General features: G+C 61.1%; 23 protein-coding genes. 20 read left to right on the top strand and 3 right to left on the bottom strand.

The window, feature by feature from the left end:
- Positions 1 to 5: 5 nt before the first annotated feature.
- The 9 genes from ACQY7X_RS02160 (at position 6) to ACQY7X_RS02120 (ending at position 8794) form a co-directional block, all read left to right on the top strand.
- Entirely contained in the window at positions 6 to 1385 is a 1380-nt protein-coding gene (locus tag ACQY7X_RS02160; RefSeq protein ID WP_428248199.1) for an aldehyde dehydrogenase family protein, read from the top strand.
- Position 1386: 1 nt separating this feature from the next.
- Positions 1387 to 2790, top strand: a complete 1404-nt coding sequence (locus ACQY7X_RS02155; RefSeq protein WP_428248198.1) for a gamma-glutamyltransferase — start codon at positions 1387 to 1389, stop codon at positions 2788 to 2790.
- A 12-nt stretch (positions 2791 to 2802) separates the two neighbouring features.
- Entirely contained in the window at positions 2803 to 3423 is a 621-nt protein-coding gene (locus tag ACQY7X_RS02150; RefSeq protein WP_428248197.1) for an SRPBCC family protein, read from the top strand.
- A gap of 37 nt (positions 3424 to 3460) precedes the next feature.
- Positions 3461 to 4594: an ABC transporter substrate-binding protein gene (locus tag ACQY7X_RS02145; protein ID WP_428248196.1), complete on the top strand. Its 1134-nt coding sequence runs from the start codon at positions 3461 to 3463 to the stop codon at positions 4592 to 4594.
- Positions 4595 to 4678: 84 nt separating this feature from the next.
- Positions 4679 to 5551, top strand: coding sequence for a branched-chain amino acid ABC transporter permease (locus tag ACQY7X_RS02140; RefSeq protein WP_428248195.1), 873 nt, complete (start codon positions 4679 to 4681; stop codon positions 5549 to 5551).
- Complete coding sequence (locus tag ACQY7X_RS02135) at positions 5551 to 6510, top strand: branched-chain amino acid ABC transporter permease (RefSeq protein WP_428248194.1); 960 nt, start codon at positions 5551 to 5553, stop codon at positions 6508 to 6510. The genes ACQY7X_RS02140 and ACQY7X_RS02135 overlap by 1 nt, the downstream gene beginning before the upstream one ends.
- Positions 6510 to 7274: an ABC transporter ATP-binding protein gene (locus tag ACQY7X_RS02130; RefSeq protein WP_428248193.1), complete on the top strand. Its 765-nt coding sequence runs from the start codon at positions 6510 to 6512 to the stop codon at positions 7272 to 7274. The genes ACQY7X_RS02135 and ACQY7X_RS02130 overlap by 1 nt, the downstream gene beginning before the upstream one ends.
- A gap of 1 nt (position 7275) precedes the next feature.
- Entirely contained in the window at positions 7276 to 7995 is a 720-nt protein-coding gene (locus tag ACQY7X_RS02125) for an ABC transporter ATP-binding protein (protein ID WP_428248192.1), read from the top strand.
- A 4-nt stretch (positions 7996 to 7999) separates the two neighbouring features.
- Positions 8000 to 8794, top strand: coding sequence for an aspartate dehydrogenase (locus ACQY7X_RS02120; protein WP_428248191.1), 795 nt, complete (start codon positions 8000 to 8002; stop codon positions 8792 to 8794).
- Positions 8795 to 8802: 8 nt separating this feature from the next.
- Here the strand turns inward: ACQY7X_RS02120 and ACQY7X_RS02115 are convergent, their stop codons facing one another.
- The gene (locus ACQY7X_RS02115) at positions 8803 to 9498 is read right to left on the bottom strand and encodes a TetR/AcrR family transcriptional regulator (RefSeq protein ID WP_428248190.1); all 696 of its coding nucleotides are present in this window, start codon (positions 9496 to 9498) and stop codon (positions 8803 to 8805) included.
- A 192-nt stretch (positions 9499 to 9690) separates the two neighbouring features.
- On the opposite strand from ACQY7X_RS02115, the gene ACQY7X_RS02110 reads away from it, so the two are divergent.
- From ACQY7X_RS02110 to ACQY7X_RS02090, 5 genes are read left to right on the top strand one after another with little or no spacing between them, the layout of a single operon-like run.
- Positions 9691 to 10905, top strand: coding sequence for an ABC transporter substrate-binding protein (locus ACQY7X_RS02110; RefSeq protein WP_428248189.1), 1215 nt, complete (start codon positions 9691 to 9693; stop codon positions 10903 to 10905).
- Between the two features lie 9 nt (positions 10906 to 10914).
- Positions 10915 to 11685: an enoyl-CoA hydratase/isomerase family protein gene (locus ACQY7X_RS02105; protein ID WP_428248188.1), complete on the top strand. Its 771-nt coding sequence runs from the start codon at positions 10915 to 10917 to the stop codon at positions 11683 to 11685.
- Entirely contained in the window at positions 11682 to 13304 is a 1623-nt protein-coding gene (locus ACQY7X_RS02100) for an AMP-binding protein (RefSeq protein ID WP_428248187.1), read from the top strand. The genes ACQY7X_RS02105 and ACQY7X_RS02100 overlap by 4 nt, the downstream gene beginning before the upstream one ends.
- A complete protein-coding gene (locus ACQY7X_RS02095) occupies positions 13301 to 13750 on the top strand; it encodes a GFA family protein (RefSeq protein WP_428248186.1) in 450 nt (149 codons plus the stop codon). The genes ACQY7X_RS02100 and ACQY7X_RS02095 overlap by 4 nt, the downstream gene beginning before the upstream one ends.
- On the top strand, positions 13747 to 14412 hold the full coding sequence (locus ACQY7X_RS02090; RefSeq protein ID WP_428248185.1) for a glutathione S-transferase N-terminal domain-containing protein: 666 nt from the start codon (positions 13747 to 13749) through the stop codon (positions 14410 to 14412). The genes ACQY7X_RS02095 and ACQY7X_RS02090 overlap by 4 nt, the downstream gene beginning before the upstream one ends.
- A 15-nt stretch (positions 14413 to 14427) precedes the next feature.
- On the opposite strand, the gene ACQY7X_RS02085 is transcribed toward ACQY7X_RS02090, so the two are convergent.
- Complete coding sequence (locus ACQY7X_RS02085) at positions 14428 to 15252, bottom strand: aspartate dehydrogenase (protein ID WP_428248184.1); 825 nt, start codon at positions 15250 to 15252, stop codon at positions 14428 to 14430.
- Between the two features lie 184 nt (positions 15253 to 15436).
- Between ACQY7X_RS02085 and ACQY7X_RS02080 the strand changes: the two genes are divergently transcribed.
- Entirely contained in the window at positions 15437 to 16867 is a 1431-nt protein-coding gene (locus ACQY7X_RS02080) for an aldehyde dehydrogenase family protein (RefSeq protein ID WP_428248183.1), read from the top strand.
- Between the two features lie 3 nt (positions 16868 to 16870).
- On the opposite strand, the gene ACQY7X_RS02075 is transcribed toward ACQY7X_RS02080, so the two are convergent.
- Positions 16871 to 17779 carry an alpha/beta hydrolase gene (locus ACQY7X_RS02075; protein WP_428248182.1) on the bottom strand — a complete coding sequence of 303 codons (909 nt, stop codon included), beginning with the start codon at positions 17777 to 17779 and terminating at the stop codon, positions 16871 to 16873.
- A 138-nt stretch (positions 17780 to 17917) separates the two neighbouring features.
- On the opposite strand from ACQY7X_RS02075, the gene ACQY7X_RS02070 reads away from it, so the two are divergent.
- From ACQY7X_RS02070 to ACQY7X_RS02050, 5 genes are read left to right on the top strand one after another with little or no spacing between them, the layout of a single operon-like run.
- Positions 17918 to 18382, top strand: coding sequence for a CoxG family protein (locus tag ACQY7X_RS02070; protein ID WP_428248181.1), 465 nt, complete (start codon positions 17918 to 17920; stop codon positions 18380 to 18382).
- The gene (locus ACQY7X_RS02065) at positions 18379 to 18567 is read left to right on the top strand and encodes a DUF4089 domain-containing protein (RefSeq protein ID WP_428248180.1); all 189 of its coding nucleotides are present in this window, start codon (positions 18379 to 18381) and stop codon (positions 18565 to 18567) included. Before ACQY7X_RS02070 ends, ACQY7X_RS02065 begins: the two co-directional genes overlap by 4 nt.
- The gene (locus ACQY7X_RS02060; protein ID WP_428248179.1) at positions 18564 to 19955 is read left to right on the top strand and encodes an AtzE family amidohydrolase; all 1392 of its coding nucleotides are present in this window, start codon (positions 18564 to 18566) and stop codon (positions 19953 to 19955) included. Before ACQY7X_RS02065 ends, ACQY7X_RS02060 begins: the two co-directional genes overlap by 4 nt.
- 56 nt (positions 19956 to 20011) lie before the next feature.
- Entirely contained in the window at positions 20012 to 20470 is a 459-nt protein-coding gene (locus ACQY7X_RS02055) for a (2Fe-2S)-binding protein (protein ID WP_428248178.1), read from the top strand.
- A complete protein-coding gene (locus ACQY7X_RS02050; RefSeq protein WP_428248177.1) occupies positions 20467 to 22566 on the top strand; it encodes a molybdopterin cofactor-binding domain-containing protein in 2100 nt (699 codons plus the stop codon). The genes ACQY7X_RS02055 and ACQY7X_RS02050 overlap by 4 nt, the downstream gene beginning before the upstream one ends.
- Positions 22567 to 22614 lie beyond the last annotated feature (48 nt).

Here is a 22614-nt window from a genome sequence, read left to right as displayed (position 1 = left end):
CGGCCATGACTTATCCCGCGATCGATCTGATCAACCCCCAGGACGGCAGCCTGATCACCAAGCTGCCGGAGCAGGGTGAGGCCGGCGTGGCGGCGGCAGTAGCCGTTGCCGAAGCCTGCTTCACAGTGCAGCGCAAAGCGCCGGTGCATCAGCGTGTCGCCTGGCTGAAAGCGGCGGCAATAGCCTTGCAAGGTGCAGCGGAAGAGTTTGCCCAGATCATTCGTGAGGATGTTGGCAAGCCGATCCGCATTGCGCGCGGCGAGGTGAAGCGCGGGGTGGAGTTCATCGAGGCTTGCGCCGCTTTCCTGCCGCAGATTAGCGGTGAGGTGCTGGCCCTGGATGCCAGTGCCATGGGCGCGGGGCATTTCGGTTTCACCCGACATATTCCCTATGGTGTGGTGGCCGGCATCACGCCGTTCAATGCGCCGATCAACCTGCTGGTGCAGAAAGTGGCGCCGGCCATCGCGGCGGGCAACGCAATCGTGGTGAAGCCGGCACCTGCCGGTACGCGCACGGCGCAGCGTCTGGCTGAAGTGTTCCGCGCTGCCGGCTGGCCCGAAGGCCTGTTCAGTGTGGTCACCGGTGACCGCATTACAGCAACCGCCCTGGTGTCGCATCCCGGTGTGCGTGCTGTCAGCTTCACCGGCTCGACTTCGGGTGGCGAAGCCCTGGCGCGTGCAGCCGGTGCCAAGAAGTTCGTCGCCGAACTTGGCTCCAATGCGGCCAATATCGTGTTGGCCGATGCTGATGTGGTTGATGCCGCCAAGAAGATCGCCGGCGCCGGTTTCGAAGCCAGCGGCCAGCAATGCATCTCGGCACAGCGCGTGCTGGTGGCGCGTGCCGTGCTGCCGGCATTCCTGGATGCTTTCGTTGCTGCTGCCAAGGCCTTGAAGGTCGGGCGGGCCGATGATGCCGCCAGCGATCTCGGTCCGATGGTGACGGAGGCCGCCGCCAGGCGGGTGATGACGCTGTGCGAGGATGCCATCGCGCGTGGTGCGCGCTATGCATTGGAGCCGAAGCGCGATGGTGCCACGGTTTCCCCGGGTATTCTCGTCGATCTGCCGTTCCAGGCCAGGCTGTGGTGCGAGGAAGTATTCGGCCCGGTTGCCGTGGTGGTGCCGTTCGATGATGTCGAAGAAGCGCTGAAGCTCGCCAATGATTCGGATTTCGGCTTGCAGGGCGCGGTATTTACCCGCGATCTCGCTGCTGCCTTCCGCTTTGCCGAGGATTTCGATGTCGGCGCGCTGTGGGTCAATCAGGCCAGCCGCTTCCGGCTTGATATGTATCCCTTTGGTGGCGTGAAGCAGAGCGGTGTTGGCCGCGAAGGCGTGCGCTATGCCATCGAGGAACTCTGTCAGATCAAGTTCATCGGTATCAAGGCCTGAGATGAACAGCCTGGAGCGCCTTTGTCAGACTGTCGCCGCCACCGGCAACAAGGTGGTGACATCGGCGCATCCCGCTGCCAGTGCCGCCGGAATTGCGGCTTTCGCCCAGGGCGGCAATGCATTCGATGCGGCGTTGGCGGCCTGCTTCATGGAAACCGTTGCTTTGCCGATGAAATGCGGCTTGGCCGGTGATCTTGTGGCGCTCTACCGCCGCGCCGATGGCACGATGGAGACCATTGTCAGTGTCGGCCCTGGTCCGCAGGGTCTGGCGCAGGGCGCGCTTCTGGAACGCGTCGGCCCGCGCTCGATTGGTATTCCCGGTGCGCCGGATGGCTATGCCACGCTGCATGGCTTTGCCGCCTTGCCGCTCAAGCAACTGGTGGCAGCCGCAATACAGGCGGCGGATTCCGGCATCCCGTGGAGTTGGACGGCGCTGAGCTATCTTGATGAAGCGGAGGAGCTGCTCGGTCGCTACAGCCCGCATCATCCCTATTGCCCGCATGGCCGGCGGCCACAGATCGGCGAGTTGCGCCGCCTGCCGGGCCTGGGGCGTTTGCTGGAGGCTTTCGCCGATGAAGGCGCCGATCTTTTCGCGGGTGACCATGGCCGCCGCCTTGCCGGAGAAGTGCAGAGCCGTGGCGGTTTCCTCACGCTTGCCGATCTGCGTATCCGGCCGGCCAAGCGCCAGCCGGCCATCAGCATGGTGCTGGGTGAGCGTATCGAGCTGCTGGCAACGCCGGCACCCACCGGCGGGCCGCGCCTAGCAGATGTGCTGAGCCTCTATCAGGCTGGTGCCGGCGATCTGCTGCAGATTGTGCGCGCCGAGCGCCAGGAATCGCGCAGGCGCAACCGCGAAGCAATGGATGAAGGCACTTCGGTGGTCACGGCCGCCGATGACCAGGGCAATGCCGTGGTGGTGGTACACAGCAATTCCTTCCCGCGCTTCGGCTCTGGTGTGGTGCTGGAAAGCGGCCTTGTGCTGAACAATCGTCCGGGCCGTGGTTTTGACCTGAACGCCCCGCCACAGGCGCGCAATGCCCCGGCCGCCGGCCGCGTGCCGCAGACCACCTTGCATGCCTGGGCTCTGCGCCATGGTGAGACTTTGTGCCTCGGCGCGACGCCGGGTGGCGTCAACCAGTTGCCGTGGAACAGCCAGACTCTTGTCGACCTGTTGGCCGGTGTGGCGCCTGCGGAAGCAGTGACCAATCCGCGCTGGGCCCTGGATGACAAGGATGAACTGAGTGCCGAGGACGGTGTGCATTTCGCTGACGGCACGGCACCGGACAAGGCATTGCAGCGTTTCGCCCATCGCTCGGTGCAGCAGGTGGTGATGATGCGGGCTGGCCTGCCGCATTTGGCTGCGGCTGATCCGCGTAGCGGCGCTTCGGCGCTGGGCATGTATTGAGGATTTAAAGCGATGCAGATCGAGAAGGAATTCACCGTTGCGCATGGCCCCGATGTGGTGTGGGGCGCCTTTTCCGATGTGCGGCTGGTTGCCTCCTGCCTGCCAGGTGCAGCGATTCTGGCTGAATTGGGCGATGACCGCTATCGCGGCCAATTCTCGGTCAAGGTCGGTCCGTTGGCTGCTTCTTTCGAAGGCGATGTGACGCTGAAGCGCGATGATGCCGCCATGAGCGGTCATGTCGAGGGTAAAGGCGCGGACGCCAAGAGTAATTCCCGTGCATCCGGCAGCATGACCTACCGCGTGCTGCCCGACGCCAAGGGCAGCCGCGTGGCGGTGGATTGCACCATCAATCTGGCCGGCGCACTGGCGCAATTCGGCAAAGCCGGCGTGGTGAAGGAAATTGCCAACCGCATCACCGCTGAATTCGTGCGCAACCTGGAAGCCCAGCTTGCCGCCCGCGTGCCGGTAGCGGTCTCGGATACTGGTGCCGTGCCAGCCAAGGCTCTGGAACAAGTTTTGCCACCGCCGCCAGCGCAGTCGCTGGATGCCGGTCGGCTCCTCTGGTCGATCGTCCGCGATGCGATTGTCGGATTCTTCCGCGCGCTTATCGGCCGTCGCAACAGTGTGATGTGATCAACCCTAGCCAACCAAAGACGACAAGGAGGAGTGCATGAAACGGACTGCTTTATTCGGCGCTGTAGCCGCCGCCGCATTGTTCCTGGGCCAGCCCGCCCAGGCGCAGGACACCATCAAGATCGGCGTCATCCAGCCGCTTACCGGCTCGGTAGCCTATAACGGCAAGGCCGATGTCGCCGGCTCCGAACTCGCGGTCGAGCAGCGCAATGCTGCCGGCGGCGTGCTCGGCAAGAAGGTTGAACTGATCATCGAAGACGGTTCGTGCAATCCGGCCAAGTCGGTGAACGCGGCCGAGAAGCTGATCCAGCGCGACAAGGTGACCGTGCTCTCCGGCGCCTTCTGCAGCTCCGCCACCCTGGCGGTGATGCCGGTGGCCGAGAACTACAAGATCCCGCTGGTTACCGGCGTGTCGTCCAAGGCCGACCTGACGGAGAAGGGCAACCGCTACTTCTTCCGTGCGACCGAGACCGATGCCCTGCTGGCCGAGGCTTTCGCCAAGATCCTCTATGACCAGCTCAAGCTGCGCAAAGTGGCCTATATCGGCGTCAATGACGATTGGGGCCGTGGCGGTGTGGAAGAGTTCGAAAAGAACATGAAGGCGCTGGGTGCCACCACCGTGATGAAGGATTACTTCGATCACGGCACCACCGACTTCTATACCCTGCTGGCCAAGCTGAAGGCTTCAGGCGCCGATGGCGTGTTTGTCGCCGCTGAAACTCAGGATGGTTCGATCTTCGTCAAGCAGAAGGCCGAGTTCGCCCTCAACCTGAAGATCTTCGGTGTCGGCTCCTGGGCCACCGCCGACTTCATGCGCCTGACCGAGAAGGCTTCCGAAGGCATCTACGCTGCGGTGCCTTATGCCTCGACCATGACCACCCCGAAGAACCAGGCCTTCGTTGCTGCCTATGAGGCGAAGACCAAGGAGAAGCCGGGCAAGTATGGCGCGGCTGGCTTCAATGCGATCAACATCATCATGGATGCGATCCAGCGCGGTGGTTCCACCGATCCGGAGAAGATCCGTGAGGCCCTGACCAAGACCAACTACGAAGGCCCGAACGGCAAGTTCAGCTTCGATGCCAAGGGCCAGGCCCATGGCTTTGACGTGGTGCTGGTGCAGCTGCGTGGTGGCGTGCCGGTGGTTGCGGCTTCGACCTCGATCGGTAAGTAAGCATAGGCCGGCCGGCGGCCTTATGCCGCCGGCCGGTATTCTCTTTCAGTAGCCAGTAGTCTCTATCAGTAGGCGGGGGTGAAGATGGATTTCTTACTGCAATTGGTGGCCAACGGCCTGGTGAATGGCAGCTTCTATGCGCTGTCCGCCATTGGCCTCACCCTGGTCTTCGGCTTGATGCGCGTGGTGAATTTCGCGCATGGCGATATATACATGGTTGGCGGCCTGCTTGGCTGGACCTTTACCGTGCATCTCGGCCTCGGTTTCTTTCCGTCGTTGTTGGCAGTGATCGTGGTGATGGGCGCTGCCGGCTGGCTGATCGAGCGCGTGCTGATCGAGCGCGTGCGTGAACAGGGCGAAGAGCCCGGCATCCTGCTCACCATCGGCCTATCCATCTTCCTGGTGAACACGGCCCTGCTTATCTATGGTACGGCGCCGCTGAAAGTCACCGGCCCGATGCCTAATGCGCCGATCTTCCTCGGCCCCGTGGTGCTTACCAAGGCACGGCTTGCCATTGTCGGCATTGCTGCCTTGTTGATCTTGGCCGCGCATCTGATCATTCAGCACACTAAGCTCGGTCGTGCCATGCGCGCCACTTTCCAGGATACCATGGCGGCGAAACTCGCCGGTATCCAGACTGCCCAGGTCTACGCCACCACCTTTGCCATGGGCATTGTTCTGGCCAGCGTTGCCGGCATGTTGCTCGGCTCGATCTATGTGGCGCAGCCCACAATCGGCGGCCTGGTCAGCCTGAAAGCCTTCGTCGTGGTGATTTTCGGCGGCATGGGCAGCTTCCCCGGCGCGATTGTCGGCGGTTTGGTGCTGGGTCTCGTTGAAGCAATCTGGGGCGGCTATGTCGGCACCGGCTATGTCGATGCCATTGGCTTCGCCATGGTCATCGTCATGCTGCTGGTCCGGCCTTATGGCCTGTTTTCCAAGCGCGCGGAGCGGGTGTAATGCGCAATACCGAACGTAATATCCTGTTGGCCTTTATTGCCGTCGCGGCGCTGCTGCCACTGCTGGTACGCAACGAGTATGTGCTGCATCTCGGGGTCATGGTGCTGTTTTCGCTGATCCTGGCGACCAGCTTCAATCTGATCGTCGGCTATGTCGGTGAATTCCCGCTCGGCCATATGGCTTTCCTTGGCGTTGGCGCCTATGCCGCCGCCATTGGTTCGTCCAAGCTGGGTCTGCCGATTGAACTGACCATCCCCTTCGCCGGCGTCATTGCCGCTATCGCCGGTCTGGCGATTGGCGCCATCACGCTACGGCTGCGTGGCCCGTTCTTTGTCATCATCACGCTCTGCTTCGCCGAAGTGCTGCGTCTGGTGGCAAACAACTGGGTGGCCCTGACCAATGGCCCGATGGGTATTTCGGGTATTCGCAAGCCGCCTAGCATCGCCGGGCTGGATGCACTGGGGCAGAAAACCGGCTTCTACTATATTGCGCTGCTGCTGGCTGCTATCGTGCTATACATCGCTTTCCGCTTCGTCCACTCCAATATCGGTCGTGGTGCGGTGGCGATCCGTGAGAACCGCTTTGTGGCGCAGTCGGTTGGCATCTCGCCGTTCCACTATGCCTTGCTCACCTTTGTCATCGCTGCGGCGCTGGCGGGCCTGAGCGGCGGCTTCTACGCGCATTACATCTCCTTTGTCGGCCCGGAAGTGTTCGGCTTCAGCTTCATGGCCTCCACCATCATCATGGTGCTATTGGGGGGCAAGGGTACGCTGGTTGGTCCGGTGCTCGGCGCCCTGGTGGTTGTGGTGCTGGAAGAATATCTGCGCGATTTCAAGGAACTACGGCTTTCCATCTTCGGCGCCATCGTGATTGCCGTGGTGCTGTTCATGCCGCGCGGCATCATGGGTTTCCTCACCGACAAGCGCGACAGCTATGTCCGCGCCAAGGAGGCCATCTGATGTTGCAGGTAAATAATCTCCGCATGCGCTTCGGCGGCATCACCGCTGTGAACGATGTGTCTTTCGCGGTCAACAAGGGTGAGATCGTCAGTCTGATCGGCCCGAATGGCGCCGGCAAGACAACTTGCTTCAACATGATTACCGGCTTCCTCAAACCGACTGAGGGATCGGCGGCTTTCGAAGGCAAGGTGGTGACGGGGCGGGCGCCACACGATATTGCTCGGCTCGGTGTGGTGCGCAGCTTCCAGAAAACCAACATTCTCAAGGGGCTTAGCGTTTTCGAGAATATCCTGACCGCGCATCAGCGCCAGGGCACGCTGTCACTGCTTGCCACCCTGCTGCCTGGCGGCGGCGTACGTCAGAGCGAAACCCGGCTGCGCGATAGCGCCGCCGAGATTGTCGAACTGATCGGTCTTGGGGCGCGCATGAATACCGAAGCCGCCTCGCTTTCCTGCGGTGAGTTGCGACTGCTGGAAGTCGGCATCGGCCTTGGTGCCCGGCCGCGCCTGCTGATGCTGGACGAGCCGGCAGCCGGCCTCAATTCCGAAGAGGCATTGAAGCTGGGCACGATCCTGAAGGGGTTGGTGGGCAGCCAGATCGAGGCATTGCTGCTGGTTGAGCATAACATGAACCTGGTGATGAGCATTTCCGACCGCATCGTGGTGATGAATTTCGGCCTCAAGCTGGCCGAGGGCGGACCGGAAGAAGTGCGCAACAATCCGGAAGTGATCGCTGCTTATCTCGGCAGCGCGGCGGAGCATTGATATGACGCAGCAACCGATCCTGGAATTGCGCGACCTCAAGGTCAGCTATGGCAAGGTGCAGGCGCTGCATGGCGTCAGCTTCAATATCGCCCAGGGCGAGGTGGTGGCGCTGATTGGCTCCAATGGTGCGGGGAAAAGCACATCCCTGCGTGCCATTTCCGGCCTGATGGCGCCTTCTGCCGGCAGCATCCTGTTCAAGGGCGGTGATATCGGTGGCAAACGCGCCGACGAGGTGCTGCGGGCTGGTATCGCCCATTGCCCGGAAGAGCGCCATGTCTGGCCGGAAATGACCGTGGAGGAAAATCTCCAACTCGGTGGTTATATCGTCAACGACAAGGCCAAGCTGGATGCCCGTGTGGAAGATGGTTTCAACCGTTTTCCGCGCCTGCGCGAACGCCGCAAGCAGTTGGCCGGCACACTTTCCGGTGGCGAACAGCAGATGCTGGCCATTGCCCGTGCGCTGATCTCGGAGCCGACTCTATTGCTGCTGGATGAGCCGAGCCTGGGCCTCAGCCCGCTATTGGCCCAGGAAGTGATGGGCGCGGTGCGGGAGTTGCAGAAAACCGGCATGACCATCCTGCTCGTGGAGCAGAATGTGCATAACGCGCTTTCGGTCGCCTCCCGTGCTTATGTGCTGGAGACCGGCCGCGTGGTGGCGGCGGATACATCGGCGGCGTTGCTCGGCAACAAGGATGTGCTGCGCGCCTATCTTGGGGGATGATGCCATGCCGGCATTGCGGGTGGGCTTGATCGGTTATGGCGCCATTGGTGGCCTGGTAGCGGAAGCGATTGCCGGCCGTGATGACATGACGCTGGTTGGCGTTCTGTTGCGACCTGAATCACAACGTGCTCTGCCCCAGGGGTTGCCATTGGTGGGTGATGCCGCGGGATTGCTGGCAAAGCAGCCCGGCATCGTCGTGGAGGCAGCGGGCCATGGCGGCTTGCGCGCCCATGCTGCAGCAATTCTCAGTGGCGGCGTGGATCTGCTGATTGCTTCCGTTGGCGCTTTGGCCGATGCCCAGTTGGAGGCCGCCTTGCGCAGTGCCGCCAAAACGGGGGGGGCAAGATTGCTGGTGCCCGCCGGTGCCCTGGGAGGGCTGGATGCCCTCGGCGCGGCGCGCCATGCCGGACTGGAGCGGGTCGAGTATACCGGGCGCAAGGCACCTAAGGCATGGCTTGGCACCAAGGCCGAAAGCATGATCGATCTTGCCAAGGTGAGCGAGCCTACCCCGTTTTTCGAAGGCAGCGCACGCGAGGCGGCACTGGCTTTCCCGCAAAATGCCAATGTAGTGGCTGCGGTGGCGCTGGCCGGCCTTGGTTTTGACCTTACCCGGGTGCGGCTGATGGTCGATCCCACCGAGCCGCGCAACCAGCATAGCGTTGAGGCCAGCGGCGCCTTCGGCAGTTTCAGCAGCCATGTGGTGGCTCAAGTGCTGCCGAGCAACCCGAAAACCTCGATGCTGGCTCCCTACAGCCTGGTGCGTGGCCTCTGTGGCATGGTCGATACCATCGCCGCTTAAGCGCCAGCCTAACTCTGCTTGGCGCGTTCCGGCTTGGCGGTAGCCGCTTCAGCCGGTTCGATACCAAACGCTGCTCTGAATTGCAGGTCGGTCAGTTTGCGCACAATCTCGGCTTCCGTATCGACCAGATTGAGCACATTCGGATCGCGGTAGATGTAAAGATAAGAGAGCGTCTGGTCCACCATGGCGCCGAGCGCGTAGGCGGTGAAGCGAGCCTGCTTCTCATCCGGCTCCGGACTGCGCTTGAGCAGGGCCTTGCTCATGCGCGTGGCCCATTCGTTGGTCTGTCGCAGCAGGATATTGGCACCTGACGGAATCTCCTGATTGCCGAGCAGCAGCAGGCGCATCAGACCGGGATTGGAGCGGAAGATAGCGACATAGATTTCTGTTGTGGAATAGAAGGCGGCATAGGGATCGGTATAGCCGCGTCCGGTGGCATAAAGCACGTCGCGGGTGAACTGGTCGAAATCCGAAAGAACCTCGGTGGTTACTGCTTCGCGATTCAGAAAGTAGCGGTAGAAGGCGCCTTGCGAGATGCCGGCGGCAGTGCAGATATCGGTGATGCGGATACCGGAATAGGCTTGCGCCTCGATCAGTTCCGCGAGGCTGGCCTTGAGGCGTTGCCGTGTGCGCTCGCCCTTGGTCAGCAGGCTGGATGGCGTGGCGACCATGGCGCCGAGATGGCGGCAGAACGAGGCTTCCATGCAGATATGGCTCCAGGATGCGGCTTCTCGGCTTCCCCGACTCTACCGCTAAATAAATGATAGATATTACAATTTGTCAAATATAGGGCTGAATATACGCTCAATTTTCCTGCTTTATTGATATTTGTGTTGTAAAAGTGAAAATGGCGTCATATTTATTTATGTGGATTTTGACATCGAATGGAGGGGGAGATGCGTAGCAAGTTCACTCTATGGCTGTCGGCGGGCCTGGTGGTCGCCGCTGTGGCGGGTCTGGCTGTCGATGCGGTGGCGCAGGCGCCGCTGAAGATCGGTGTGCTGAATGATCAAGGTTCGATTTTCGCCGATGTCTCCGGCCGCGGCTCCGTGGCTGCTGCGGAAATGGCGGTCGAGGATTTCGGCGGCAAGGTGCTGGGCCGCAGCATCGAGGTGGTAAGCGCCGATACCCAGAACAAGCCTGATATCGGTGCCGGCATTGCGCGGCGCTGGTTTGATGCCGAAGGTGTGGTGGCGATCTTCGATCCGTCACCTTCCAGCGTAGCGCTGGCTGTGCAGGAACTGGCGAAGGAGCGCGGCAAGATCACCGTGATGTCCTCAGCGGGTACGTCGCTGCTCACTGGCAAGAATTGTTCGCCCACAGGTTTCCAGTGGACCTATGACACTGTGGCGCTGGCCAATGGCACTGCGGCGGGCATCGTGCGCGAAGGCGGCGATAGCTGGTTCTTCATCACGTCCGACTTCGCCTTTGGCCATTCCCTGGAGGCCGATGCCAAGGCGGTGGTGGCGGCCAATAACGGCAAGGTTCTGGGCCAGGCACGCCATCCGCTCAATCTGGCGGATTTCTCCTCCTTCATCCTGCAGGCACAGGGTTCGCGTGCCAAGGTGATCGGCCTGGCGAATTCCGGTGTCGATGCAGTGAACGCCGTGAAGCAGATCGCGGAGTTCAAGGCATTGCAGCAGGGCCAGAAGCTTGCTGCGCTCACCATGTTCATTACCGATATCCACGGCATTGGCTTGGAAATTGCACAGGGGCTCTATCTTACGGAGTCTTTCTACTGGGGCCTGGATGATGCCACCAAAGCGTGGTCGAAGCGCTTTGCCGCTCGTTTCCAGGGCCGCATGCCCACTTCGGCCCAGGCCGGTGTCTACAGTGCCGTGGCGCATTACCTGAAGGCCGTGGCTGCTGCCGGCACCGATGCCGGGCCGGCCGTGGCAGAGAAGATGCGTGCCACCATTGTGCAGGACTTCACCACCCCCGGTGCCAAGATCCGCAAGGATGGCCGTCTGATGCGCGACTTCTACCTCTTCCAGGTGAAGCGTCCGTCGGAATCCACTGGCGCATGGGATTACTACAACGTCATCCGCAAGATTCCGGCGGCCGATGCGGCGCCACCGGAAAGCGGCCGTGGCTGCTCGCTCACCGACTGATCGGCGACCATGCCATTTGCGGTATATGAACGTCAGGGCCCGGTCGGTTTAGTGACGCTGAACCGGCCGGAGCGCCTGAATGCCATCGGCCAGACCCTGTTGGCGGATTTCGCGGCGGTGTTGCGTCAGGCTCAGGGCGATGAAGAGATCGGTGCCATCGTACTTACCGGTGCTGGGCGTGCCTTCTGCTCGGGGGACGATCTCAAGGAATATGCGGATCAGACCGCAAGTGATGATGCGATTGCGGCTCATGTTGCAGCAATCCAGCGCATAACGCATCTGCTCATGGCAGGGCCGCGCCCGGTAATCTGTGCCGCCCATGGCTATGCCGTCGGCGGCGGCTTCGAGTGGATGCTGAATTGCGATTTGGTCGTGGCATCCGAAGACCTCAAGGCCTTCTTCCCGGAGATGGAATTGGGCCAGTTTGTCACCGGCGGCATCACCCATTTGCTGCCGCGCGCACTTGGTCATCAGCGCAGCATGGAATTGCTGTTGCTCGGTGAGGTGCAATCGGCTCTGCGGTTGGAGCAGCTCGGACTGGTCAATTTCGTGGTGCCATCGGATCGTCTGATGACGCGTGCCATGGAAGTGGCAACGACAGTCGCGGCGCGCTCACGTTTCGCGGTTGGGCGCCTGAAGGAAACCGTCAATCTGCATCTCGGCAGTGAGCTATGGCGCGCCATCGAACTGGAGCAGGCCGCGACGATGGACGCCTTTCACCACGCTGATACCGCCGAGCGGATACGCGGCACATTGCGTGGCAAATGGGGGGCGGCATGACAGAACCAAGCAATATTCAGTTGAATCTGATGCGGCGGGTCAATGTCGGCGACATGTTGACCCGCAATGCGGCGCGCCGGCCCAATCATCTTGCGATAGTGGATGGATCGCGGCGTTTCACGGCTTTGCAGTTCAACCGATGGGTCAACCGCATCGCCCATGGCTTGCTGGCTTTGGATTACCGGCGCGGTGAGGCATTGGCGATCCTGTCGCGCAATACCGCGGAATTTCTGGGCATCTATCTCGCCTGCGCCAAGATCGGTGTTGTCTGCGTGCCCAGCAACCTGCTGTGGAAGCAGACTGAAATGGCTTATGTGCTGGGCCATGCCAGGGTGCGTGGCATCTGCTTGCAGGAGGAATTCCTGCCGCAACTGGCTGCTGTGCGTGCTGAATTGCCCATGCTGCGTGACGTGATCCTGCTGCCGGAAATGGGGGGCATGCCTGCCGGGGCAGTGGATGGCATGCTGGCTTTTGGTGCGCTTTGCGACGGGATGCCGGACTCTGAGCCGGAAGTGCTGGTGGAGGACAACGACGCGATTTCCTATCTCTACACCAGCGGCACGACTTCGGCGCCGAAGGGTGTGGTCAGCAGCCATCTCTCGATCTGTATGGGGGCGATGGGCATGGCACTGGATACCGGCATCACCTGGCAGGACAAGGTGCTGGCTCTGTTGCCGCTGTTCCATACCTCGCCGCTGAATTCGCTCTGCACGCCAGCTTTGGCGGCCGGGGCCACCATTCATGTACACCCCGGTTTCGAGGCCGAGGCGATCCTGGATTTATTTGAGGCAGAAGGCATCAGCATGCTGCTGGCGCTGCCGGTTATGTACCGCACCCTGATGGAAGCGCAGGAGAGGCGGCCTCGGCGCATCACGGGATTGCGGCTTGCACTCTATGGCATGGCTCCGATGCCGGATCATGAACTGCGCCGTGCGGTGGAGATGTTCGGTTGCGATTTTGGCCTGATTTTCGGCCAGACCGAGATGAGCCCGGTCACCTCCTTCTTCCGCCCGGAGCACCAGTTCAGCCATGGCGGTTCAGCGGGTACGCCGGCAGCCAATGTGCAGATCGGCATCATGGATGAAGCGGGTAATCTGCTGCCCGCCGGCCAGACCGGCGAGATCGTCTACCGCAGCCCGCAGGTGCTGAACGGCTACCTGCGCAATCCGGAGGCGACCGCAGCGGTGTTTCGCCATGGCTGGTTTCATTCCGGCGATGTCGGGCATTTCGATGCCGATGGGCTGCTCTGGTTCAAGGATCGCCTCAAGGATGTGATCAAGAGCGGTGGCGAGAATGTCGCCTCCGTCGAGGTCGAGCAGGCGCTCTACGATTGCGAACCTGACCTGCAGGAAGTGGTGGCTATCGGCTTGCCGCATGACCGCTGGGGCGAAGCTGTGACCGCCATTGCGGTGGTAAGGCCCGGCCGCAATGTGGATGCCGAGGCGCTTACGCTGAAGCTGCGCCAGCGATTGAGCCCGTATAAATGCCCCAAGGCGGTTATCCTGGTGGATCAGTTTCCCAAAACTGCCACTGGCAAGGTGCAGAAAGCTGAATTGCGGGCGCGATTTGCCGCGTATTATAGCCATGGGGATGGCGACGTGGCGGAGCGGCTGGCATGAGCAATGACGAAACCTTGAGTGGCGGCTGCCTCTGTGGCCGCGTGCGCTACAGCATCGCCGGGCCGCCGCGCATGGTCAGCCATTGCCATTGCGGCCTTTGCCGACGGGTCAGCGGTGCCGCTTTTGTCACCTGGCTGACGGCAAGGCGCGATACCGTGTCCTTGTCCGGGAACTTGGTCTGGTATGCCTCAAGCGAAAGGGGGAGGCGCGGCTTCTGCCCGCATTGCGGCAGCCATGTGGTCTCCAGCTCTACCGATTATGACCGCTATTACGACATCACCGCAGGCAGCCTGGATCATCCGGAGGCTATACGGCCGCAACGCCATGTCTTCGCGCATTATCAGATCGGCTGGCTGCAATTGGCTGATGATCTGCCGCACCATGGCGAAGATGGCCGTTCTCCCGTAATCGGGAATCGGAAAAAAACAATGGAGGATCCATCATGATCGATGTCTATACCTGGGCGACGCCAAACGGCCACAAGGTGCATATCATGCTGGAGGAATGTGGCCTGTCCTATACCGTGCATCCGGTGCATATCGGGCGCGGGGATCAGCTCAAGCCGGATTTTCTAGCTATTAGTCCGAATAACAAAATTCCCGCCATTGTGGACCATGACGGCTCTGACACGGCTGTATTTGAAAGTGGCGCCATCCTGATCTACTTGGCGGAAAAGACTGGCCGGTTCCTGGCATCCTCGGGTCCGGCGCGCTACGCCGCCTTGCAATGGCTGATGTTTCAGATGAGCGCTGTCGGGCCGATATTCGGCCAATGCTATCATTTCCGCACCGATGCCGAACAGCGCATCCCCTATGCCATCGACCGCTTCACCAACGAGGCTCGGCGACTCTATCGCGTGCTGAATCAGCGGCTGGGCGAGGCGCCTTATCTGGCCGGCGATGATTATTCCATCGCCGATATGGCCACCTGGCCCTGGACCCATGGTATCGAGAAGCAGGGCCATGATCCAGCGCAGTATCCCAATGTGCTGCGCTGGGCCAAGGCGATTGCCGAGCGGCCTGCGGTGCGTCGCGGCGTAAAGGTGTTGAGCAGTCAGCGGCATCTGGAAATGAATTCCGATGAACGAGCCGTGCTGTTCGGCCAGTAATGGCTTATAAATTGATCAGCCGCCGACGCGCAGAGGCGCGGTCAACCGCCGTAATGTGCTGACAATCGACATCGCAGTAATGCGGCTGGAGCGCGGATTATCCACCATCGGCAGATTTTCGATCTTTGCCGAAAGCAAGGCGCTGTCAGAGATTATCTCGATGGCATGGGTGTTGCGCGCGATGCCTGGATCGGCCCAGACCTCGACCAGGGTGCGATCCGGTCCGATACCCGCCAGGCTCAATGTGGCGGCAACGTTGACATTCGCCGGAAAAGCTTTTGCTGCTGCGCGGGCATTGCCGCTGAACACACGGAGCGGAGCGCTAAGTCCTTCCAGATTTATATCTTGCTCGACCAGATAGGGCGCACCACGCAGGCCCGCTGGTGGTTTACTTGAAATCAGTTTGGCGGCGGTAATCTCGCCTTCCGCCATTGCCGCCAAGGCATCCAGGGCCATCATGGCCCCGGACGGCACGATGATGCGACCGCCATATTGCCGCGCGAGATCGAATAGATCAGCGGACTCCAGCAGGGCCGCAGAACTGATCGCAACCAGGGTCTTGCCGCGCTCCAGCACAGGCACGGCGATGTCTCGAAAGGTGGCGGCTGGCAGGCTCTCCACCACGATATCGGCTTGGTCAGCCAGCGAGGTGAAGTCAAGCAATGCGGGGGCTTGGCTCAAACCGGCCAGTTTCGCCGTGGCTTTCGCTTCATCACGCGCGGCAACGCCTATCAGTGCCAATCCAGCTATGCCGGCATCAAGACGCTTCGCTACATCGAAACCGATGGCGCCGAGCCCGGCGATGCCAATTCGTAGCGGTGTGGAGGGCGTTCTGGTCATGGTCTATTCACCGGAGAGGGGTGATTGCGCATTGTTGCGGCACTCTGCTCATGGACTGCGCAAGTGGTGCCGCACACTATGGGCTGTCGGATGTCCTGGTCAATCGGCATTGGATAAGATTGACTATCTGGTTAGTAATAAATATCCTGTTTCATATCGAGCAATCAGTCTGACGGGTGAGGTCATGGCCAGTATCATTCAATCCTATATTCCGGGTAGTGTGAGTCTGCCGGCCACGACCCGGTTCAATCTGGTGCGCCCCAGTGATGGCGTTGTGGTCGGCGAAATCATCGAGGCCGGCGCGCCGGGCGTTGCCGCTGCGGTGGCTTCCTCACTTGCGGCTTTCCAGTCATTGCGCAAGACACCGCTGCACACCCGCATCCAATGGTTGCGTCTGGCTGCTGTGGCATTGAAAGGTGAGGCGGAAGCCCTGGCGCAGATTATTGCCGAGGATGTCGGCAAGCCGATCCGTGCCTGCCGCTTCGAGGCGCAGCGTGGTGTGGAATTCATTGAGGCCTGTGCCGCCGCCGTGGCGCAGATCGGTGGCGAAGTTTTGCCGCTGGATTCTTCTGCCACCGGCACTGGCTTGATTGGTATGACCCGTCATCTGCCCTATGGTGTTGTTGGAGCCATCACGCCGTTCAACGCCCCGATCAATCTGCTGGTGCAGAAACTGGCGCCGGCGATTGCCGCCGGCAACACGGTGGTGGTGAAGCCAGCACCGGCCGGCACCCGCGTGGCATTGAGATTGGCCGAACTGTTCCGTGCCGCCGGCTGGCCGGAAGGCTTGTTCAATGTGGTGACCGGCGATAAGGAAACGGCGCTGGCGCTGGCCGCTCATCCGGATGTGCGCGCGGTATCCTTTACTGGCGGCACGCAGGGCGGCGAGGCGCTGGCCCGGGCTGCCGGGGCAAAGAAATTCGTCGCCGAACTGGGATCGAATGCCGCCAATATTGTGCTGGCCGATGCCAATCTGGCGGTCGCCGCCAAGAAGATCGCCAGTGCCGCCTTCGAGGCCAGTGGCCAGCAATGCATATCGGCGCAGCGCGTGCTGGTGCAGGATTCGGTTTTCGAGGCGTTCACGGCGCAATTCGCTGCCGCTGCGGCGGCCCTGAAGGTTGGCCCGGCGGAAGATCCGGCCACCGATGTAGCCGCCATGGTTTCGAGTCAGGCTGCCGACCGCGTTATGGCGATGATCGCTGATGCCAAGCAACATGGCGCCGTGGAGGTACTGGAACCGCGGCGTGACGGTGCGACGGTCTCGCCGACCATTCTCAGCCTGGTGCCGAAGGCGGCGCGGCTGTGGCGCGAGGAAGTATTCGGCCCGGTTGCCATTCTGGTGCCGTTCAAGACTGTGGATGAAGCCATTGCCCTGGCCAATGATTCGCCCTTCGGTTTGCAGGGTGCGGTATTCACCAGCAATCTCGCCACGGCGCTCCAGTTTGCCGATGATTTTGATGTCGGCTCGTTGTGGATCAATGAAGCCAGCCGTTTCCGGCTCGACATGTACCCCTTCGGCGGCGTGAAGCAGAGCGGCGTAGGCCGCGAGGGCGTACGCTATGCCATCGAGGAGATGTCGCAGATCAAGTTCATCGGCATCCGACCAACGGCTTGAGACTCAGTCTCCTGCAATAAAGCCCAGGATCGCTTCGCCCAGCGCGGTTTCGGCGGTATTGAAATGGGCAATGGATGAAGTGTGGTTGTGGCGCTTGAGCCAGTAGACTGGCGGTGCCCGTCGCTTCGCCATAGCCAGGCGATGTGCCAGTTCCAGGCAGTAGAGATCAATCAGCGGATTCTCGAATTCCGCCAGGGCGATGAAAGTGCGTACGCTATCGGCATCGACATGGGAGACCGGCGAATAATCGTCGAACTTGCCCCCATCCGTGCCGTAATAGGCTTCCACCTTCCGGGCATTGGGATTTTCCGCCAGATTATCGGCGCGTACCCGGCCGCTGATGATGATCAGGCCGGCAAGACCATGGCCCTTGGGGCCATGGATGCGGCGGTCATACGCATAGCTGGCGGTATGGGCACCGCCAGCGGAATGTCCCATCAGATACAGCCGCGCCGGATCGATCTGCCACTCTGTGGCGTGGTCTTTCACCCAATCAACCACGCTGGCTATATCCTGGCTGGCACCAGGATAAGGCGTGTCATCGGCCAGGCGATAGCCGATGTTGATGCCGACAATCCCGTGTCGCGCGAAATAATAAAGCACGTTCGCGTATATTTCGTCGCTACGATTGCGATGACCTTCAACGAAGGCGCCGCCATGCACGAAGAGAAGCGCAGGACGCGGCATATCGCTTGAGCCTTGCGGCGAGAAGATATCGAATTGCTGGCGTGGATGGCTGCCATAGGCGATATCACGGGTTACTGTGACGCCGTCCTTTGGTGCAAGTTTCTGTAGCTTGCTGAAGGCTTCGATCATGCGACGGACATTGCCGCCAGTATCCGCACCCCAGCGCGGACCGATTTCAGCCATCTGGGCCCAGAGTTCGTCGGGAATTGGCGGCAGTTCGGTCATGGGGTGCGGCCCGCTGTTGATCATATAGCAGGCAAGTAAGTCATTAATTGACCAGATAGTCAATTATTGACGCCGCACCAGCGATCCGCTAGGTGTTGTTCATTATGGCGTAAAACGTAGTCCAGGGGTGGTATTGCGATGGCGATGAATATGAAGGGCGAGGTTTCTCTCCCGGCCTCACGAAACATTGTGTGGCAGAAGCTTAATGATCCAGATGTTCTGAAGCTCTGCATCCCGGGTTGCGAATCTCTTGAGCGTACCGAGGAAGGCGGCTTTGCTGCCGTTGCCAAAATGAAGATCGGTCCAGTCTCTGCCACCTTCCGTGGCAAGGTCGATCTCACCGATCTTGATCCCCCTAATGGCTACCGCATCCTTGGTGCTGGTGATGGTGGCATCGCCGGTCATGCCAAGGGTGGCGCCAAGGTGACGTTGATTGCGGAAGGCGAGGATCGTTGCCTGCTGAGCTATGAAGCGGAAGCCAATATTGGCGGCAAGATTGCCCAGCTTGGCGCGCGTCTGATCGATTCTGTCGCCAAGAAGATGGCCGATCAATTCTTCGAGAAATTCGCAGCCCAGGTCGGCAACCAGGAGGTACAGGCATGAAAAATGATGAATTCGATGCCGAAGTCTTTGTGCGCCAGAGCGCGGCACTGACCGGTTTCACCATTACGCCTGAGCAGATGCCGGGTGTGGTGACGAATATCAAGCGGATCGTGCCGCTGGCCAAACTGTTTGTTGATTTTCCACTGCCGGATGACGTGGAACTGGCCTCGGTGTTCGAACCATGACTGACCATACCAGCAAAGCGGTGGAAATCGCTGCCGCAGTTCAGGCCGGCAGTTTGAGTGCCGCTGAAGCGGTGGAAACGTCGCTCAGCCGTATCACGACACTGAATGGGAAGTTGAATGGCTTCACTGAGGTGATGGCGGATCGCGCCCGCGCGACGGCGGCTCGGTTGGACGCGATACGCGCTGCTGGTGGGGCGCTTGGACCCCTGGCTGGCGTGCCTTTTGCGGTGAAAGACCTCTACGACATAGCCGGGCGGGTAACGACGGCGGGCTCCGCTATCAACCGGGATCATGCGCCGAGCGATACCGATCAGCCGCTGATCCAGCGTCTCGAAGCGGCTGGTGCCATCCTGATCGGCGCGCTCAATATGAGCGAGTACGCCTATGATTTCGTTGGCGAGAATGTGCATTACGGCCATGCCCGTAATCCGCATGATCCTTCACGCGGTGCCGGCGGTTCTTCCAGCGGCTCTGGCGTGGCGGTGGCCAGCGGCATGGTGCCGCTCAGCCTGGGTTCCGATACCAATGGCTCAATTCGCGTGCCGTCTTCATTCTGCGGCCTGTTCGGCCTGAAACCGACTTTTGGTCGCCTGCCGCGCAATGGCAGCTTTCCCTTCGTTTCCAGCCTGGATCATCTCGGGCCGATTGCCCGCAGCGTGCAGGATCTGGCGCTGGCTTATGATGCCATACAAGGCCCGGATGCCGCTGATCCGGTTTGCGCCCAGCGCGCGCCGGAGCCGGTATCGGGCTGTCTGGAACAAGGCATTGATGACCTGCGCATCGCCGTGGCAGACGGATATTTTGCCAAGGGCGGTGAACCATTGGCACATGAGGCGGTCGAGGCTTTCGCCAAGGCTCTCGGTACCAGCCGGCGGGTAACGATACCGGAAGCGCACCGCGCCCGCGCCGCTGCTTATGTGATGACCGCCATCGAGGGCGCCAACCTGCACCGTGAGCGATTGAAGCAGCGGGCAGATGATATCAACCCGGAAGCACGTGACCGCTTCCTCGCGGGTGCCTTGCTGCCAGGTGAATGGTATGCCCAGGCCAGCCGTTTCCGTCGCTGGTATCAGGCACGGGTACACGAGCTGTTCCGTGAAGTCGATATCATCCTGGCGCCGGCAACGCCCTGTGTGGCACCGCAATTCGGCCAGGAGATCATCGTTGTTGATGGTGTCGAACTGCCGGTGAAATCCACCATTGGCATGTTCGTGCAGCCGATCTCCTTCCTTGGCTTGCCCGTGGTGGCAACGCCCTATGCAAAGGCTGCACCGATGCCGATCGGTGTACAGGTGATTGCCGCGCCCTGGCGCGAGGACTTGGCCCTTCGTGTGGCCCGCTACCTTGAGCGCCAGGGTGTTGCGGCATCGCGGGTCGCTTCCTTGTGAAACTTGAGCCGGCAGCGCCGCCCCTTGCCACTGCGCCGGTATCAGTGCAGTTGCATGTGAATGGCCATCATCAGGATGCTGCCCTGCCTTCAGGCGTCACGCTGCTGGAAGCCTTGCGCAACCATCTGGGTCTGACGGCGGCTCGCTTCGGCTGTGGCCTGGAACAATGTGGCGCCTGCATGGTGCTGGTGGATGACGTGCCGCGCCATGCCTGCCAGTTGGATGCTGCTGACATGGCAGGCCGCACTATCCGCACGCCGGAGGCATTGCACGATGACGCTCTGGGGCGGGCCCTGATCGAGGCTTTCCTGGAGCATCAGGCAGCGCAATGCGGTTACTGCCTCAGTGGCATCCTGATCACAGCCTATGCCTGGCTGCGGGGTCTGGATCATCTGCCGAGCCGCACCGAGATTGCTGCCCAGTTGGATCATCATCTCTGCCGCTGCGGCGCGCATCCACGCATCCTGGCAGCAGTAGCGGCGGCCGCCGAGACCTATCTCTCATCTGTGCCATGAAGCCGTTGCCGAAAAGCCTGCAAGATAATCCGCAGCTTGGCGCCTGGCTGGGGTTGGAACAGGATGGCCGCGTCACCCTGCACAGCGGCAAGGTGGAACTCGGGCAGGGCATCCATACTGCCCTGATCCAGATTGCCGCGGAGGAGCTAAACCTAGCACCCGATTGTTTCGATCTGGAGGCAGTGTCTACCAGCAATGGTCCGGATGAATGGCTCACCGCCAGCAGCCAATCGATCGAGAGTGGCGGTACTGCCATACGGGCGGCGGCTGCTTGCTTGCGGGATGCCGTGATCGGTATCGCGGCATCCATGTTGAATGCCGATCCTGCGCATCTGCATTTGGCGCAAGGGCGGGTGTTACATGGCGATATCACCACCGGACATAGTTTGTGGTCGCTGGCCGACCGGATAGACTGGGAACAGGACCTGCGTGCTGGCTGGACGGCGAAGGCCCAGGACGTGTTTCAATGGGTCGGCAAGCCGGTGCCGCGTCGCGACCTGCCAGCCATTCTGAGCGGCGGCAGCTTTCTGCAGGATATGCAATTGCCGGGGATGCTGCATGGCCGTGTGCTGCATCCGCCGATCCATGGCGCGGTGCTTGAGGATGTGCCGGCGGCAGCGTTTCAGGGGCGTTTCGGCGAGCAGTGCCGGCTGCTACGGCAGCAGGATTTTCTGGCCATTGTCGCCGAAAGCGAGACCTTGGCGCGGCAGGCGGGGGATTATCTTGGCGCACGGCTGCGCTGGCGGCAGCCTGAGGTCTCTATTCCCGAGGAAGTGGCGCCCTGGCTGCAAGGCCAGCCAGGCCAAGTGATGCGCGATGACCCAGTGCCGGTGGAAATCGGCGCGGCCCAGCATACTGCTACTTATTCGCGCGGCTTCCTGCTGCATGGCTCCATCGCGTCAAGCTGTGCTGTGGCATGGCGCAATGGTGGCAAGCTGCATATCTGGACGCATAGCCAGGGGATATTTCCGCTGCGCAGCCAGCTTGTCCGGGCGCTTGGGCTGCCGGCGGCAGAGATCGTGCTGGAGCACCGCCCGAGTGCTGGCTGCTATGGGCATAATGGGGCTGATGACGTGGCGCTTGAGGCCGCCTTGCTGGCGGAGGCATTTCCTGGCCGCCCCGTCCGCGTGTTGTGGAGCCGGGCCGATGAAATGACCGCCACCTGCGGCTCTGCCATGGCGATCAGCTTAGCCGCCGGCCTTGATGCGTCAGGCAAAATTGGCGCATGGCAGGCCGAGGTCTGGAGCGGCACCCATTCCAGCCGTCCAGGTGCCGGTGGCGATATCAATCTGACCGCTGCGGCTGCCTGCGATCCGGCTTTTGCGCCAAAGGCGATAAGCGATGTAGCCGATGCAGTGGGCGGCGGCGCTATGCGGAATGTCACGCCAATCTATGACCTGCCTTCATTCAGTGTTCGGCATCACCTGCTGACAAGCCTGCCGCTGCGCACCTCCTCGCTGAGGGCATTGGGTGCACAGCCGAATGTGTTCGCCATTGAAGGCTTCATGGATGAGCTAGCGGAACTTGCCGGTTGTGATCCTCTGGAATTTCGTCGGTGGCACCTGAGCGATCCCCGAGCCATAGCCGTGCTGGATCGTGTCGCGGCCATGGCGGGATGGAAAACGGGTACCGAGACTGGCACTGGCAGAGCCAAGGGAATCGGCTTCGCGCGTTACAAGAACAAATCCGCATACTGCGCCGTGGTGGTGGAAGTCGAGGTTGAGGAAATTGTGCGAGTGACGCGCGTATGGTGCGCTGTCGATGCCGGATTTGTGATCAATCCCGATGGGGCCCGGAATCAGGTGGAAGGCGGTATCGTGCAGTCGCTAAGCTGGTGTCTGAAAGAGGCCGTGCGTAGCGCGGATGGTATGGTGAGCAGCCGCGACTGGGATAGCTACCCGATCCTGCGCTTTTCGGAAGTACCTGAAATCGAAACCAGTTTCATCGTGGATCGGGAAGCAGAAGCTTTGGGCGTCGGTGAAACCTCGCAAGGGCCAACAGCAGCGGCATTGGGCAATGCGGTCAGCCGCGCGCTCGGTATCCGGTTGCGCGATATGCCGTTTACGCGGGAGCGGCTTCTGGCCGCGCTCGCATGATAGGCTGGTAAGTGTGCGCTGCCGCAATTTCGCGCAGCTATTGCCCGA

The sequence above is a fragment of the Ferrovibrio sp. genome (assembly GCF_965278975.1).
In the GTDB taxonomy this organism is placed as follows: Bacteria; Pseudomonadota; Alphaproteobacteria; order Ferrovibrionales; family Ferrovibrionaceae; genus Ferrovibrio.
This window is presented reverse-complemented; position numbering and strand designations above follow the sequence as displayed.

Bases quoted from the DNA above. Each gene is read 5' to 3' on its own strand.
- ACQY7X_RS02160 (WP_428248199.1), top strand. From the start codon at position 6: ATGACTTATCCCGCGATCGATCTGATCAACCCCCAGGACGGCAGCCTG.
- ACQY7X_RS02155 (WP_428248198.1), top strand. From the start codon at position 1,387: ATGAACAGCCTGGAGCGCCTTTGTCAGACTGTCGCCGCCACCGGCAAC.
- ACQY7X_RS02150 (WP_428248197.1), top strand. From the start codon at position 2,803: ATGCAGATCGAGAAGGAATTCACCGTTGCGCATGGCCCCGATGTGGTG.
- ACQY7X_RS02145 (WP_428248196.1), top strand. From the start codon at position 3,461: ATGAAACGGACTGCTTTATTCGGCGCTGTAGCCGCCGCCGCATTGTTC.
- ACQY7X_RS02140 (WP_428248195.1), top strand. From the start codon at position 4,679: ATGGATTTCTTACTGCAATTGGTGGCCAACGGCCTGGTGAATGGCAGC.
- ACQY7X_RS02135 (WP_428248194.1), top strand. From the start codon at position 5,551: ATGCGCAATACCGAACGTAATATCCTGTTGGCCTTTATTGCCGTCGCG.
- ACQY7X_RS02130 (WP_428248193.1), top strand. From the start codon at position 6,510: ATGTTGCAGGTAAATAATCTCCGCATGCGCTTCGGCGGCATCACCGCT.
- ACQY7X_RS02125 (WP_428248192.1), top strand. From the start codon at position 7,276: ATGACGCAGCAACCGATCCTGGAATTGCGCGACCTCAAGGTCAGCTAT.
- ACQY7X_RS02120 (WP_428248191.1), top strand. From the start codon at position 8,000: ATGCCGGCATTGCGGGTGGGCTTGATCGGTTATGGCGCCATTGGTGGC.
- ACQY7X_RS02115 (WP_428248190.1), bottom strand. From the start codon at position 9,498: ATGGAAGCCTCGTTCTGCCGCCATCTCGGCGCCATGGTCGCCACGCCA.
- ACQY7X_RS02110 (WP_428248189.1), top strand. From the start codon at position 9,691: ATGCGTAGCAAGTTCACTCTATGGCTGTCGGCGGGCCTGGTGGTCGCC.
- ACQY7X_RS02105 (WP_428248188.1), top strand. From the start codon at position 10,915: ATGCCATTTGCGGTATATGAACGTCAGGGCCCGGTCGGTTTAGTGACG.
- ACQY7X_RS02100 (WP_428248187.1), top strand. From the start codon at position 11,682: ATGACAGAACCAAGCAATATTCAGTTGAATCTGATGCGGCGGGTCAAT.
- ACQY7X_RS02095 (WP_428248186.1), top strand. From the start codon at position 13,301: ATGAGCAATGACGAAACCTTGAGTGGCGGCTGCCTCTGTGGCCGCGTG.
- ACQY7X_RS02090 (WP_428248185.1), top strand. From the start codon at position 13,747: ATGATCGATGTCTATACCTGGGCGACGCCAAACGGCCACAAGGTGCAT.
- ACQY7X_RS02085 (WP_428248184.1), bottom strand. From the start codon at position 15,252: ATGACCAGAACGCCCTCCACACCGCTACGAATTGGCATCGCCGGGCTC.
- ACQY7X_RS02080 (WP_428248183.1), top strand. From the start codon at position 15,437: ATGGCCAGTATCATTCAATCCTATATTCCGGGTAGTGTGAGTCTGCCG.
- ACQY7X_RS02075 (WP_428248182.1), bottom strand. From the start codon at position 17,779: ATGACCGAACTGCCGCCAATTCCCGACGAACTCTGGGCCCAGATGGCT.
- ACQY7X_RS02070 (WP_428248181.1), top strand. From the start codon at position 17,918: ATGGCGATGAATATGAAGGGCGAGGTTTCTCTCCCGGCCTCACGAAAC.
- ACQY7X_RS02065 (WP_428248180.1), top strand. From the start codon at position 18,379: ATGAAAAATGATGAATTCGATGCCGAAGTCTTTGTGCGCCAGAGCGCG.
- ACQY7X_RS02060 (WP_428248179.1), top strand. From the start codon at position 18,564: ATGACTGACCATACCAGCAAAGCGGTGGAAATCGCTGCCGCAGTTCAG.
- ACQY7X_RS02050 (WP_428248177.1), top strand. From the start codon at position 20,467: ATGAAGCCGTTGCCGAAAAGCCTGCAAGATAATCCGCAGCTTGGCGCC.